The 14,151-nt window shown below is 54.4% G+C and carries 10 protein-coding genes and 1 other RNA gene; 1 reads left to right on the top strand and 10 read right to left on the bottom strand.

What is annotated here, in order from left to right; all coding sequences use genetic code 11:
* Nucleotides 1-42: 42 nt before the first annotated feature.
* The 10 genes from ACN9MQ_RS19660 to garL all read right to left on the bottom strand — a co-directional run bounded on the left by ACN9MQ_RS19660 (nt 43) and on the right by garL (nt 12,166).
* Nucleotides 43-453: a Spy/CpxP family protein refolding chaperone gene (locus tag ACN9MQ_RS19660; protein WP_014171738.1), complete on the bottom strand. Its 411-nt coding sequence runs from the start codon at nt 451-453 to the stop codon at nt 43-45.
* A gap of 151 nt (nt 454-604) precedes the next feature.
* The gene (gene pflB, locus ACN9MQ_RS19665) at nt 605-2,899 is read right to left on the bottom strand and encodes a formate C-acetyltransferase (protein WP_032679026.1); all 2,295 of its coding nucleotides are present in this window, start codon (nt 2,897-2,899) and stop codon (nt 605-607) included.
* A 15-nt stretch (nt 2,900-2,914) separates the two neighbouring features.
* The gene (tdcD, locus tag ACN9MQ_RS19670) at nt 2,915-4,123 is read right to left on the bottom strand and encodes a propionate kinase (protein WP_426262668.1); all 1,209 of its coding nucleotides are present in this window, start codon (nt 4,121-4,123) and stop codon (nt 2,915-2,917) included.
* A gap of 30 nt (nt 4,124-4,153) precedes the next feature.
* A complete protein-coding gene (tdcC, locus tag ACN9MQ_RS19675) occupies nt 4,154-5,485 on the bottom strand; it encodes a threonine/serine transporter TdcC (protein WP_014171741.1) in 1,332 nt (443 codons plus the stop codon).
* A gap of 10 nt (nt 5,486-5,495) precedes the next feature.
* Complete coding sequence (gene tdcB / locus ACN9MQ_RS19680) at nt 5,496-6,485, bottom strand: bifunctional threonine ammonia-lyase/L-serine ammonia-lyase TdcB (protein WP_426021142.1); 990 nt, start codon at nt 6,483-6,485, stop codon at nt 5,496-5,498.
* A 116-nt stretch (nt 6,486-6,601) separates the two neighbouring features.
* On the bottom strand, nt 6,602-7,522 hold the full coding sequence (gene tdcA, locus ACN9MQ_RS19685; protein WP_014171743.1) for a transcriptional regulator TdcA: 921 nt from the start codon (nt 7,520-7,522) through the stop codon (nt 6,602-6,604).
* A 1,344-nt stretch (nt 7,523-8,866) separates the two neighbouring features.
* An RNA gene (gene rnpB, locus ACN9MQ_RS19690) (RNase P RNA component class A) lies at nt 8,867-9,245 on the bottom strand.
* Nucleotides 9,246-9,277: 32 nt separating this feature from the next.
* A complete protein-coding gene (gene garK, locus ACN9MQ_RS19695) occupies nt 9,278-10,423 on the bottom strand; it encodes a glycerate 2-kinase (protein WP_426021141.1) in 1,146 nt (381 codons plus the stop codon).
* A 60-nt stretch (nt 10,424-10,483) separates the two neighbouring features.
* On the bottom strand, nt 10,484-11,374 hold the full coding sequence (gene garR, locus ACN9MQ_RS19700; protein ID WP_020883565.1) for a 2-hydroxy-3-oxopropionate reductase: 891 nt from the start codon (nt 11,372-11,374) through the stop codon (nt 10,484-10,486).
* Nucleotides 11,375-11,395: 21 nt separating this feature from the next.
* Nucleotides 11,396-12,166: a 2-dehydro-3-deoxyglucarate aldolase gene (garL, locus tag ACN9MQ_RS19705; RefSeq protein ID WP_047956146.1), complete on the bottom strand. Its 771-nt coding sequence runs from the start codon at nt 12,164-12,166 to the stop codon at nt 11,396-11,398.
* Between the two features lie 407 nt (nt 12,167-12,573).
* Here garL and garD point away from each other — a divergent pair, with 407 nt between their 5' ends.
* Nucleotides 12,574-14,145, top strand: coding sequence for a galactarate dehydratase (gene garD / locus ACN9MQ_RS19710; RefSeq protein ID WP_426021139.1), 1,572 nt, complete (start codon nt 12,574-12,576; stop codon nt 14,143-14,145).
* Nucleotides 14,146-14,151: the final 6 nt, after the last annotated feature.

The following is a 14,151-nucleotide window of genomic DNA, read 5'->3' on the forward strand; positions in this document are numbered from 1 at the left end:
GATCAAGAAATAAAAAACCCCGCGACATGCGCGGGTGTGTCATCAGTTAGCCAGCGCGTTCGCCATATCGGTTTTCACCTGTTTACGCTGCTCCGCTGTCAGAACCTGGCTGACATCAAAGTAGTATTTGACGCGGTAATAGCGGGTCTGCTCTTCAATTTTGCTGAATGCGGCAAGCTGGTTTTTCACCGTGCTTTCATCCCATTTCCCGGTCTGGAACATCTCGATCAGCGCACCGTCTTTCACGCCGGTCATCGGGATCTTGCTGACATTTTGTTCCAGCGTCTGATGCAGCGCGTCGATCTTCTTAATCTGATCGTTGCTCAGCTTGAGGTGTTGCACCAGCGGATCCTGCGCCGGAGAGGGGGCAGCTTCAACGTCAGCGGCCTGTGCGGCAAAACTGCACGCCACCAGCGAGGCAGCAACCAGGGTGATACGGGTCATTTTCATCATCTTACTGTCCTTACATACTGTTTCAGGGAAAAAGCAGGCGCATTGTTTTTCAGAAGCGGATGAAGATGTGTGAGTAATTATATAAACATTTTTGTATGTTCCGCGGACAAAAAAGCCCCCTTAACCAAAGGGGGCCTGTTTCAGACGACGATCACAGTGCCTGGGTAAACGTCCTTGAGATCACGTCCTGCTGCTGCTCGCGCGTCAGCGCATTAAAGCGCACCGCATACCCTGAGACGCGAATGGTCAGGTTGGGATAGTTCTCCGGGTGCTCAATCGCCTCCATCAGCATCTCCCGGTTCATGACGTTAACGTTGAGGTGCTGTCCCCCCTCGATGGCCGCTTCGTGGTGGAAATACCCGTCCAGCAGCCCGACAAGGTTGGTTTTGCGCACTCTCTCATCCTTGCCCAGCGCCTGAGGCACGATGGAGAAGGTGTAAGAGATCCCGTCTTTCGCATAGGTAAAGGGCAGCTTAGCGACGGAGGTTAACGAGGCCACCGCCCCTTTCCTGTCTCGTCCGTGCATCGGGTTCGCGCCCGGTGCGAATGGCGTACCGCCGCGGCGTCCGTCCGGCGTATTGCCGGTCTTCTGACCGTAGACCACATTCGACGTAATGGTCAGGATCGACTGGGTCGGCACCGCGTTGCGGTAGGTCGGCAGCGCCTGAATTTTCTTCATAAAGCGTTCCACCAGGTCACAGGCAATGCTGTCCACGCGGTCATCATTGTTACCGTACTGCGGGTAGTCCCCTTCAATCACAAAATCGACCGCCAGGCCGGTATGGTCGCGTACGGGTTTTACCGTGGCATATTTGATGGCGGACAGCGAGTCCGCCGCCACCGACAGCCCGGCGATACCGCAGGCCATGGTGCGGTAAACGTCCCGGTCGTGCAGCGCCATCAGCGAGGCTTCGTAGCTGTACTTATCGTGCATGTAATGGATGAGATTCAGCGCGCTAATGTACTGCACCGCCAGCCAGTCCATAAAGTGATCCAGACTCGCCATCACGGTGTCGTAATCCAGCACCTCATCCAGCAGCGGCGCGGTTTTCGGCCCGACCTGGATCTTCAGCTTCTCATCCACCCCGCCGTTGATCGCATACAGCAGCGTTTTCGCCAGGTTAGCGCGGGCGCCAAAGAACTGCATTTGCTTGCCGATCACCATCGGGCTGACGCAGCAGGCAATGGCGTAGTCGTCGCTGTTGAAATCCACGCGCATCAGGTCGTCGTTCTCATACTGCAGCGACGAGGTGTCGATCGACATCTGTGCAGCGTACTTCTTGAATGCGACGGGCAGTTGTTCGGACCACAGGATCGTCAGGTTTGGCTCCGGTGCAGGTCCCATCGTGTGCAGGGTATGCAGGTAACGGAAGCTGTTTTTGGTGACCAGCGTGCGGCCATCCAGCCCCATTCCGCCAATCACTTCGGTGGCCCAGACAGGATCGCCGGAGAAGAGCGTGTCGAACTCCGGAGTACGCAGGAAGCGCACCATGCGGATCTTCATGATGAAATGATCGATCAGTTCCTGCGCCTGGATCTCACTCAGGCGACCCGCCTGCATATCGCGCTCGAGATAAATATCCAGGAACGAGGCCGTGCGTCCCAGCGACATCGCCCCGCCGTTCTGGGATTTCACCGCGGCCAGATAGGCAAAGTAAACCCACTGTACCGCTTCCTGCGCATTCATCGCCGGGCGAGAAATATCGAAGCCATAGTTCGCTGCCATCTGCTGGATCTGCAGCAGTGCGCGTTTGTGTTCCGCCAGCTCTTCACGCAGGCGGATCGTCGCCTCCAGATCTTCACCCCTTTCGAGTTTGCCCTGCAGATCCGCGAACTGGCGCTCACGCTCGTGCACCAGATAGCGGATGCCGTACAGCGCCACGCGGCGGTAATCGCCGATGATGCGCCCGCGTCCGTAGCCGTCCGGTAGCCCGGTCAGCACGCCTGATTTACGACAGCGCATCATCTCGGGGGAGTAAACGTCAAAGACACCCTGATTATGGGTTTTGCGCAGTTCGGTAAAGAGATATTCGAACTGCGGATCCATCTCGCGGCCATAGGCTTCGAATGAACTGCGGATCATATTGATCCCGCCGTACGGATGCAGCGCGCGTTTGAGCGGCTTATCGGTTTGCAGGCCGACGATCGTCTCCAGCTGCTGGTCAATATAGCCCGGTCCGTGGGCCGTGATGGTGGTGGCAATGTTGGTGTCAAAATCCACCGGCGCATGGGTGGCATTCTCCTGACGAATGCCCACCATTACCTTCTCCCAGAGCGCCGTCGTTGCTGGCGTCGCCTGCGCGAGGAAAGTTTCGTCGCCTTCATAAGGGGTATAGTTATGCTGAATAAAATCGCGCACGTTGACGGTGTCTTTCCATTCTTCACCGCGAAACCCGGCCCATGCGTCGCTGTAAGGGGCAACGCGCGTATCGATTGCTACTTTCATGAATTTCTCGCTCTGTCAGGCATAAGCCGCAGCCGGAGTGACCTTCCCAAGACGGAGGGCATCCAGCGCGATCATTTTTTCTTCGTTGGTTGGGATCACCGCGCAGGCCACGCGGGACGAATCGGTGGTGATCACACGCTCACCTGCGCTGCCCGGCAGGGCATTTTTGGCTTCATCGAGGGTGATGCCAAAGACGGCCAGGTGTTCCGCCACCAGCGTGCGGATCAGTCTGGAGTTCTCACCAATCCCGCCTGTGAACACCACACCGTCCAGGCGGTGTAACGACGCCGCGTGCCCGGCAATATGCCGTGCGATACGGTGAACAAAGGTCTGGATCGCCAGCTGTGCCCGCTGATGTCCCTCATGCCAGGCCTTTTCGAGGGCTCGCAGATCGGAGGATATTCCCGAGATCCCCAGCAGGCCGGACTCTTTATTGACGACGCGTTCCAGATCCTCAAATGACTGTCCGGTCTGTTGGGCTATCCAGGCCATGGCACCGAAATCAACGTCGCCACAGCGGGTCCCCATGATCAGCCCTTCCAGCGGCGTCATGCCCATGGAGGTATCCACGCTCTCACCATTGCGTACCGCGCAGATGGATGCCCCGTTGCCGAGATGGGCAATCACCAGCCCGCTGTCCTCAGGCGAAATCCCGAGCAAGGCATGCGCCTGCCCGGCAACGTAGCGGTGGGACGTCCCGTGGAAGCCATAGCGCCGCACGCCAAGCTCTTCAAAATAGCGGTACGGCAGCCCGTACAGATAGGCCTGCGGGGCCAGCGTCTGGTGGAAGCTGGTGTCAAACACCGCCACCTGCTGTATGCCCGGAAACAGGCGTTCGGCTGCCTCGACGCCGCTTAAGTTGGCGTAATTATGCAGCGGCGCCAGCGAGGAAACCTGACGGATCTGCTCAATAACCTGTTCCGTGATAAGGGTCGACTCGCTGAAGAGGTCGCCGCCGTGCGCAATACGATGGCCAATCAGGGCCACGCTGCTCATCAGTTCACGCTTCTCCAGCTCCAGGGCGATGGCTGCCAGCGCCCCTTCGTAGTCATGGTGAGCCAGTCTGGCTGGCTCACCCCCGTTCACGGAAATAAAGGCTTTTTCAGTGTTAATCCCGTCTGCAATGCCCGTCATCAGGGCATCACAGCTGCTGGCATCGAGTACTGAAAACTTAACAGAGGACGATCCGCAGTTAATAACCAATACAACCGGAAACTCAATCATGGTGTTACTCCGCTCTTCCTGAGCCAGGGTTTAGAACAGTTTGTAGACGATGTTCAGGATGGTCAGCAGGCCCACAACCGTGACGAAGATGTTCTCGGGTCTGCCCTTATATTTCGCCATTGCCGGCGCTTTACGAATGGCATACATCGGCAACAGGCACAGCAGAGAGGCGATGATTGGCGCCCCCATGGCTTCGATAAGGTCGAGAATGTTCGGGTTGGCATAGGCAACGACCCAGGTCGACCCCATGATGAATACCATGCTGATGGTGTTCAGTTTGCCTACGGAGACTTTCTTCTTATCGCCCTTATAACCGAACTTCAGGATCAGGCCGTTCAGCCCTTCCAGCGTGCCCAGATAGTGGCCGAAGAAGGATTTGAAGATAGCGACCAGAGCAATGATGGAGGCACCGTATTCCAGCACCGTGGCAAACGTTGATTTAGTGCCTGACATGGTCGCAAAGTGGTTCGCCAGGTAAGAGAGCACGGGAATATTCTGCGCTTTGGCATCGGCCATGTTCTGCGGCGAGAGCGTGAACAGGCAGCTAAAGGCGAAGAACATCACCACCGCGACCATCAGCAAGCTGGCGCGACCGATGATTTTGGAACATTTCTGCTCGGTAAACGCTTTACCGAACTCGGGTTCATACTCTTCACGTTTCGAGACCACAAACGAGGAGACGATGGGCGAGAAGTTGAAGGAGAAGACCATGATGGAGATCCCCAGCCAGACCGTCACCAGAATGCCGTCATGCCCGGTAAACGCAATATCACTCAGATTGACCTGGTCAATCACCGACGAGTTCCAGTAAGGGATCAGCGACAGGGAAATCAGCACCAGGCTGGCGATAAACGGGAACACCAGGAAGCTCATCACCTTCACCATCAGGTCTTTACCAAACCAGATAACAAAGGCCATCAGCAGCAGCAGGAACAGCGCCACCACGCCGCGGTTAAGCGCGGGCAGCTGGAGCTGGTTTTCCCAGAAGGTCATAAAGGTGTTCGTAATGGTGACGCCGTAAATCCACAGCAGCGGGCAAATGGCGAAGAAGTAGAGGAACGTAATCACCACCCCACCGGTCTTACCAAAATGCTCTTCCACCGTTTCGGTGATGTTGCCAGACACGTTACTGCCGGACAGACACAGGCGTGCCAGCGCCCGGTGGCAATAAAACGCAATCGGGAAAGCGAGAACCAGCATCAGCAGGATAGGAATCAAGCCGCCGAATCCTGCGCGAATCGGGAAGAACAGCACACCTGCGCCAATGGCGGTTCCAAACAGGCCAAGCGTCCAGGTGGTATCAGACTTACGCCAGGAGGACGTTTTTGTCTGGCCAACGATAATGCTTTCTGTGTTGCTCATAGGTCATCCTTTATGCGTCAACGAAGCCGGTAATTTGGGATACGCGGGAGAGATCGATATTGCCGCCGGAAATAATGCAGACGGTTTTACGACCCTGAATATAGTGATCAAGCTTGCCGCTTAATAACGCCGCACAGGCCAGTGCGCCAGCACCTTCTGTAACCACTTTATTTCGCTGAATGAGGGCAATCATGCTGTTACGAATTTCTTCTTCGCTGACCAGCACAATGTCATCGACTAATTCACGAACAATCTCGAAGGTTAATTTACCCGGGCGAGACACATCACATCCGTCGGCTAATGTACCGGTAACGCGGTGGTTAATGATTTCTCCTGCCTGATACGATGCGGCCATTCCATGTACGTTTTCAGACTGCACGCCGATAATATTAATGGTCGGGTTGATGGATTTAATGGCCGTTGCAATTCCGGCAATTAAACCGCCACCGCCGATGGGTACAATCACGTTATCCACATCATACAAATCTTCGAGAATTTCCAGGCCAATGGTGCCCTGGCCGGCAATCACTTTCGGATCGTCATACGGCGGGATAAAAATGCGCCCTTCCAGCTCCACGATTTCGCTGACTTTGGCGATGGTGTCGTTGAAGTTTTCGCCGTGCAGCACCACTTCAGCCGAGTAGTCACGGGTGGCGGCGACTTTAGATTTCGGCGCGCCCATCGGCATGACCACTTTGCCGTCGATACCGAGCATTGCACAGGAGAGCGACACGCCCTGCGCGTGGTTGCCTGCAGAACAGGCAACGACACCTTTACGTTTTTCAGCTTCGGTCAGCGAACTTAATTTATTAAACGCACCGCGGATCTTGAAGGAGCCAGTACGCTGCATATTTTCAAACTTCAGGAATATCTCACCTTTACAGCGTTCGCTGAGATAATTTGAGCGCGGCATGCCGGTTTTATATATTTTGCCTGCCAGTCGTTTTCTGGCGTCCTGAATATCTTCAATGGTCACCGGGAGATCGTAGGTAATATGCATAATATCCTCGTTATAATAATTCATTTTCTTCAGGCAAAGTCAGGGTATCAGAGCACGGATAAAATAAGCTCTGGGTGTTTTTAAACAGGTTAACGCGTTATCAGAGGGTTATTTAATCATCGTCGTCTTTCACTGGTCAGTGACGCGTATTGTTTTGCCAGTTCGACTAATACTGACGCCGATTTCTTAATTCTGTAATTTTTTGACCACACGGCGGCATAACGCGCTATGGGTAATTCATCTTCCACCGGCAGTACAATAAACTGGTCGGAACCGAATGGCGCAATCATGTCGCGGGGAATAACCGTCAGGTAATCGGCATTCAGGACAAGGTTATAAATGGTCACGACGGAATCGGTCTGGACGATGTTTTCAATGCTGATGTGATTGTCTTGCAGAGTGGTCAGAAGTTCTTTGTAGTAGCCCATATCGGTTTGCGGCATCACCCACTGTTCATCCGTGAGTGATGCCAGTGTAGTCGAGCCGGTGCACGTTCGTGATTTGTTGGCCACCAGGACAAACTCAGACTCAAACAGCGGCTCGACATGAAGATCCTGCAGCAGCATTTCATCACTTAAGGTGCCGATGGCAAAATCCAGCCGACCGTCGCGAATGGCCGGCAGGAAAGAGGACAGCTGAGCTTCGTACATCGAGACGCGCGCTTTCGGGAACACTTCCTTGAATTTTTTGATCATTTCGGACAGGAAGGTGAAGCCAATGAGCGACGGGTAACCAAAGGAGACATCCATGACGGTACTGAAACTGAGGCTGTTAATCTCGCTCACCATGTTTTTCATCTCACGGGTGATCGACTCAGAGTACGAGAGTAATACCTGGCCTGCCGCAGTCAGTTTAACGCCGGTGTTTTTGCGCACCATGACTTCAACGCCAAAGTAAGATTCGATATCGCTGATAATTTTGCTGACGGCAGGTTGCGTCAGGCCCAGTTGTCTTGCTGCAGAACCAATGGAGCCACTTTTAATGACTTCCTGAAATACCACGAGGTGCTGTGTTTTCGGTAGAATAATAGTGTTCATAATATTCTGCGCTTATTTCCCTATGACGGGGTGGATTCTACTCAATATGGCTGACGGGGGTATGTGCTGTTACTCACAATTTGCTTTTTCACACCCTTAATCAGCATAACAACAACCCTTTAAAACACTTTACTATCAATAAGTTACATTAAAATAAATACGCCATAACGCTGATATTGATCAACAAAAAGAGCAGTAATAAATTTATTTTATGGCGATAACACAGGTAAATTTTTCGGCGTTAAAAAAATCGATAAAGACTATCTTTCAGGCAATTAAAGATTAATAAATAACCGTAATTCGTTTAAAACATTCTTTCAATTTATCAAATTTGTCTGGGGTGATTTTGCTGACTTTCGGGAAACAGTGGAATGCATCACACATTCATGAGCTAAATGTTTTTGAATTCAATATACATATATCAAATAAGAAAACATTCACGATCATAAAAGCAACATTCATAACAAATTAACAATACTGCAGAATCAGGATTATTTAGCGCGAAATTTTGTGATTGCGATCGCCAGCAGATGCGAAAAAGAGACTGAAGGGGTGAAAGCAGTGAAATGTGCTTAATGTCGCAAATGTGATAATTGATGTCGTTTGAGCGATGCATCGGGTGGCACTTGCTTGCAATTTTTAAGGACGATAAAAGAAAAACCCCGCCGAAGCGGGGTTTTGTAAAAAGCTGAAGCTGGCCGATAAGCCGCGTTCTTTCATAGAAAGCGGAGTGGACAGTCATTCATCTCGTTTTGCGCAGATAGCAAAAACCCCGCCGAAGCGGGGTTTATAAAAAGTTGAAGCTGGCCGATAAGCCGCGTTCTTTTATAGAAAGCGGAGTGGACAGTCATTCATCTCGTTTTGCGCAGATAGCAAAAACCCCGCCGAAGCAGGGTTTTGTAAAAAGTTGAAGCTGGCCGATAAGCCGCGTTCTTTCATAGAAAACGGAGTGGACAGTCATTCATCTCATTTAGCGCAGACAGCAAAAACCCCGCCGAAGCAGGGTTTTGTAAAAAGTTGAAGCTGACCGATAAGCCGCGTTCTTTCATAGAAAGCGGAGTGGACAGTCATTCATCTCGTTTAGAGCAGTAGCAAAAACCCCGCCGAAGCGGGGTTGTGTAAAAAGTTGAAGCTGGCCGATAAGCCGCGTTCTTTCATAGAAAGCGGAGTGGACAGTCATTCATCTCGTTTAGCGCAGATAGCAAAAACCCCGCCGAAGCGGGGTTTTGTAAAAAGTTGAAGCTGGCCGATAAGCCGCGTTCTTTCATAGAAAGCGGAGTGGACAGTCATTCATCTCGTTTAGCGCAGACAGCAAAAACCCCGCCGAAGCGGGGTTTTATAAGAAGTTGAAGCTGACCGATAAGCCGGGTTCTGTCGTGGACAGTCATTCATCTAGGCCAGCAATCGCTCACTGGCTCAAGCAGCCTACCCGGGTTCAGTACGGGCCGTACCATGTGAACCCCTATTTGGCCTTGCTCCGGGTGGAGTTTACCGTGCCACGGACTGTTGCCAGCCGCGCGGTGCGCTCTTACCGCACCCTTTCACCCTTACCTGATCCCGCTTGCGCGGGCCATCGGCGGTTTGCTCTCTGTTGCACTGGTCGTGGGTTTCCCCCCCAGGCGTTACCTGGCACCCTGCCCTATGGAGCCCGGACTTTCCTCCCCTCCGCCCGTCTCCCCCCGAAAGGGGACGACGACGAAGCGGCGACTGTCTGGTCAGCTTCGGCGCGCAGTATAGAGGGTTTGTGCCCCGCTGTCACCCTTGGGCGTGCATCCCTATCTGCAAAGTGGCGGCGATATTGCGCGAGGCGCGGTAAATATTGTCAAACGCCCCACGGTAAGCCTCTTCCAGCGACTCGACGCGGCTCAGCACGCTGAATACCGCGTCGATGCCATACTGATGCACAACCCCCACATCCCGGGTCAGACTGCCGGCAATGCCGATCACCGGCTTATGGTATTTTTTGGCGATACGGGCGATACCGACGGGCACTTTGCCCTGAATGCTCTGGCTGTCAATGCGCCCTTCGCCCGTCAGTACCAGCGTGCAGTCGTGAATATGTTCTTCGAGGTTAAGTGCCTGGCTGACAATCTCAATACCGCTCTTCAGTTCCGCGCCGAGGAAGGCCATCAGGGCCGCCCCCATGCCCCCCGCGGCACCCGCACCGGGAACCTGTTTCACGTCAATTCGCAGAGATTTTTTTATCACATCGGCATAGTGGCTGAGGTTAGCGTCGAGAGTGAGGATCATCTCCTCTGTCGCCCCTTTTTGCGGGCCAAAGATACGGGAAGCGCCTCTCTCGCCAACCAGCGGATTCGTGACGTCGCACGCGACGTGGATTGTGCAATCTTTTAGCCTGGCGTCGAGGCCGGAGAGATCGACGCTGTTGAGCGCCATCAGGCTGCCGCCGCCATAACCCATTTCAGTACCGTTGGCATCGCGGAGCGTGGCCCCCAGCGCCTGCATCATTCCGGCGCCGCCGTCGTTGGTGGCACTGCCGCCAATGCCGATAATGATATGTCGGGCACCTTTATCCAGCGCGCTGAGAATAAGCTCCCCGGTACCCCGGGACGTGGTGACGAGCGGGTTACGTTGGGTGGCCGGGACCAGTGCCAGGCCGCTGGCGGCGGCCATCTCAATAAATGCCGTGCTGCCATCGCCGGACATGCCCCAGCGGGCGTTAACCTGTTCACCCAACGGGCCCGTGACCCTGGCATGCTGTTCTGTGCCCTGGGTGGCGGCGATCATCGCGTCAACCGTACCTTCCCCGCCGTCAGCAACCGGCACCGAAACATAAAGTGCATCGGGGAAAATTTCCCGAAATCCTTTTTCAATCGCCTGAGCAACCCCGGAGGCAGAAAGGCTTTCTTTCCAGGAATCTGGCGCGATTACGATTTTCATAGTTGTCGCCTGTTACCGCACTCGGCAAAAATAGCGGACGCGTTCCCGCGTCCGTTTTTATTAGCGAGAGACTTCCACCTTCGCCAGTTTTTCGTAGTAGCACGCAATCGCGCTGTGGTCGGCAGTGCCCAGACCATCCGCGCGCAGGGCCTGCATCATCTCCATGACGGCGGCGGTCAGCGGCAGCTGCGCGCCCACGCCGTGGGAGGTATCCAGGGCATTCGCCAGATCTTTAATGTGCAGGTCGATTCTAAAACCGGGCTTGAAGTTACGATCCATCACCATGGGCGCTTTGGCATCCAGCACGGTGCTGCCCGCCAGGCCGCCACGGATCGCCTGATACACCAGATCAGGGTTAACGCCCGCTTTGGTGGCCAGCGTCAGCGCTTCCGACATTGCGGCAATGTTCAGCGCCACAATCACCTGGTTTGCCAGCTTGGTGACGTTACCCGCCCCGATATCGCCGGTATGCACCACGGATCCCGCCATGGCTTTCATCAGGTCGTAGTATTTGTCGAAAACAGCTTTGTCGCCGCCAACCATCACCGACAGGGTGCCGTCGATGGCTTTGGGCTCTCCGCCGCTGACCGGGGCATCCAGCATATCGACGCCCTTCGCATTTAGCGCCTCACTGATTTCACGGCTTGCCAGCGGCGCGATAGAACTCATGTCAATCACCACCAGGCCAGGTTTGGCACCGTCAATGATGCCGTTCTCCCCCAGGGCCACCTCTTTCACATGCGGGGAGTTTGGCAGCATGGTGATAATGACATCGCACTGCTCAGCAATCGCTTTGGCGTTTGCTGCGGTTTCTGCGCCTGCGGCAATCACCTCGGCCACGGCTTGCGGATTATGGTCTGCAACCACCAGGGAGTAACCTGCTTTGATGAGGTTTTTACTCATGGGTTTACCCATGATCCCAAGGCCAATAAAACCCACTTTCAGCGTCATAATTCGTTTCCTCAATGATGGTTATTTTTTAAAGGCGTCCGCTAACTTCTGCGTGGCCGAGCGGAATACGCCGAGGTCGCTACCGACGGCAACGAAGGTCGCGCCCCACTCCAGATAGCGGCGGGCATCCGCCTCAACCGGCGCCAGAATGCCGCACGGTTTGCCGTGCGCGTTGGCACGGGCAAAGATGTGCTGAATAGCGCGCTGCACCTCAGAATGACCCGCATTGCCCAGATGGCCGAATGCCGCAGCAAGATCGCTTGGACCAACGAAGATGCCATCCACACCGTCGGTGGCAGCGATAGCGTCGACGTTATCGACCCCCTGCTGGCTCTCAATCTGTACCAGGATGGTGATGTTGCTGTTGGACTGTGTGAAGTAGTCCGGGACGGTGCCAAACATGTTGGCGCGATGGGAAACGGAGACCCCGCGGATCCCTTCCGGCGGATAACGTGTTGACGCCACGGCCTGCACCGCCTCCTCTTCCGTTTCCACAAACGGGATCAGGAAGTTGTAGAACCCAATATCCAGCAGACGTTTGATGATTACCGGCTCGTTGGTCGGGACGCGAACCACTGGCGCGCTATGGCTCCCTTTGAGCGCCATTAACTGCGGAATAAAGGTGCTGATATCGTTCGGCGCATGTTCGCCGTCCAGCACCAGCCAGTCGAAACCGGCCAGGCCCAGGACTTCGGTGCTGATGGGGCTTGCCAGCGCGGACCAGCAGCCAATCTGGATCTGGTGCGCCGCGAGGGCCGCTTTAAACTTATTCGGGAAGATATCATTATTCATCACGTTTACCTTTTTAATTCCGCAGTCTTATTCAGGTTCATATTTATATTTTCAGACGCAGCGTCAGCGTTATATTTATTTCCTGACTTAATTTAGGCGTTATAAAATCGTCATTCAGTATAATCCTCACGTCATGACAGCACATTGTTTTAATGCTCAAGCATTGCGGCGTGTTTTGATAATATTTTGAGCATATGCACAACGTGATGGGCGCTGATGCACAGAATCAGGCATTGCTGGCCGGGTGGCATCTGCGCCGGTTTTAAGGAGCGATCGGGATCACATTTTGATATCTCGTCTCCTGACATTCTTTATTGACTCAAGCCGCGTCTTTATTTCTGCGATAAGAAAATAAACATCCCCTGGCTGCATTTACTATCAGACATTTTGCTGGAGAATATTGAACAATGGCCGACATTGAAATTCGACAAGCGTCGCCGACGGCGTTCTATATCAAAGTTCACGACACGGATAATGTGGCGATAATTGTTAACGACAACGGTCTAAAAGCGGGCACCCGTTTCCCGGATGGGCTGGAGCTGACTGAACATATTCCGCAGGGGCATAAAGTCGCTCTGGTGGATATCCCGGCCCACGGTGAAATCGTGCGGTATGGCGAAGTTATCGGGTATGCGGTTCGCGCTATTCCTCAGGGGAGCTGGATTGAGGAGTCGCTGGTTGAGCTACCCGAAGCGCCGCCGCTGAACACGCTCCCCCTGGCCACCCGGGTTCCTGAGCCACTGACCCCGCTGGAAGGGTACACATTCGAAGGGTACAGGAATGCGGATGGCAGCGTAGGCACCAAGAATCTGCTCGGTATCACCACCAGCGTGCACTGTGTGGCAGGCGTGGTGGATTACGTGGTGAAAATCATTGAGCGCGACCTGCTGCCGAAATACCCGAATGTCGACGGCGTGGTAGGTCTGAACCATTTGTACGGCTGCGGCGTGGCCATCAATGCTCCGGCGGCCGTGGTACCGATTCGTACCATCCATAACATCGCCCTGAACCCGAATTTCGGTGGTGAAGTGATGGTCATTGGTCTCGGTTGCGAAAAGCTGCAGCCAGAGCGTCTGTTGCAGGGCACCGAAGATGTGAATGCCATTCCGGTCGACGAGGCCAGCATTGTTCGTTTACAGGATGCGCATCACGTCGGATTCCGTTCAATGGTTGACGATATCCTTCAGGTGGCGGAGCGCCATCTGGAAAAACTGAACCAGCGCCAGCGCGAGACCTGCCCGGCGTCAGAGCTGGTGATAGGCACTCAGTGCGGCGGCAGCGATGCGTTTTCAGGCGTCACGGCGAACCCGGCGGTGGGCTATGCCTCGGATCTGTTTGTCCGTTGTGGCGCCACGGTGATGTTCTCCGAAGTGACCGAAGTGCGTGATGCCATCCATCTGCTCACCCCACGCGCCATCAATGAAGAGGTGGGCAAACGCCTGCTTGAGGAGATGGCCTGGTACGATAACTATCTCGACATGGGACAAACCGATCGCAGCGCCAACCCCTCTCCGGGCAATAAAAAAGGCGGTCTGGCGAACGTGGTGGAAAAAGCCCTCGGCTCGATTGCCAAATCCGGCCAGAGCGCCATTGTTGAAGTGCTCTCCCCGGGCCAGCGCCCCACCAGACGCGGCCTGATTTACGCCGCAACCCCTGCCAGCGACTTCGTCTGTGGCACACAGCAGGTGGCATCCGGCATAACGGTGCAGGTATTTACCACCGGGCGCGGCACGCCGTACGGGCTGATGGCGGTACCGGTGATTAAAATGGCCACCCGTACCGAGCTGGCAAACCGCTGGTATGATCTAATGGACATCAACGCGGGCACCATTGCCACTGGCGAAGAGAGTATTGAGGATGTCGGCTGGAAGCTGTTCCACTTCATTCTGGACGTGGCAAGCGGCCGTAAGAAGACGTTCTCCGATCAATGGGGATTACATAACCAGCTGGCGGTGTTTAACCCGGCACCGGTGACGTGACCGTTC

Origin of the sequence: Enterobacter sp. R-25 (assembly GCF_049913205.1) — a bacterium.
Taxonomy (GTDB): Bacteria; Pseudomonadota; Gammaproteobacteria; order Enterobacterales; family Enterobacteriaceae; genus Enterobacter; species Enterobacter ludwigii.

What these genes read in the sequence shown, in the direction of transcription:
- ACN9MQ_RS19660 (WP_014171738.1), bottom strand. Translation starts at nt 453, where the DNA reads ATGATGAAAATGACCCGTATCACCCTGGTTGCTGCCTCGCTGGTGGCG.
- pflB (WP_032679026.1), bottom strand. Translation starts at nt 2,899, where the DNA reads ATGAAAGTAGCAATCGATACGCGCGTTGCCCCTTACAGCGACGCATGG.
- tdcD (WP_426262668.1), bottom strand. Translation starts at nt 4,123, where the DNA reads ATGATTGAGTTTCCGGTTGTATTGGTTATTAACTGCGGATCGTCCTCT.
- tdcC (WP_014171741.1), bottom strand. Translation starts at nt 5,485, where the DNA reads ATGAGCAACACAGAAAGCATTATCGTTGGCCAGACAAAAACGTCCTCC.
- tdcB (WP_426021142.1), bottom strand. Translation starts at nt 6,485, where the DNA reads ATGCATATTACCTACGATCTCCCGGTGACCATTGAAGATATTCAGGAC.
- tdcA (WP_014171743.1), bottom strand. Translation starts at nt 7,522, where the DNA reads ATGAACACTATTATTCTACCGAAAACACAGCACCTCGTGGTATTTCAG.
- garK (WP_426021141.1), bottom strand. Translation starts at nt 10,423, where the DNA reads ATGAAAATCGTAATCGCGCCAGATTCCTGGAAAGAAAGCCTTTCTGCC.
- garR (WP_020883565.1), bottom strand. Translation starts at nt 11,374, where the DNA reads ATGACGCTGAAAGTGGGTTTTATTGGCCTTGGGATCATGGGTAAACCC.
- garL (WP_047956146.1), bottom strand. Translation starts at nt 12,166, where the DNA reads ATGAATAATGATATCTTCCCGAATAAGTTTAAAGCGGCCCTCGCGGCG.
- garD (WP_426021139.1), top strand. Translation starts at nt 12,574, where the DNA reads ATGGCCGACATTGAAATTCGACAAGCGTCGCCGACGGCGTTCTATATC.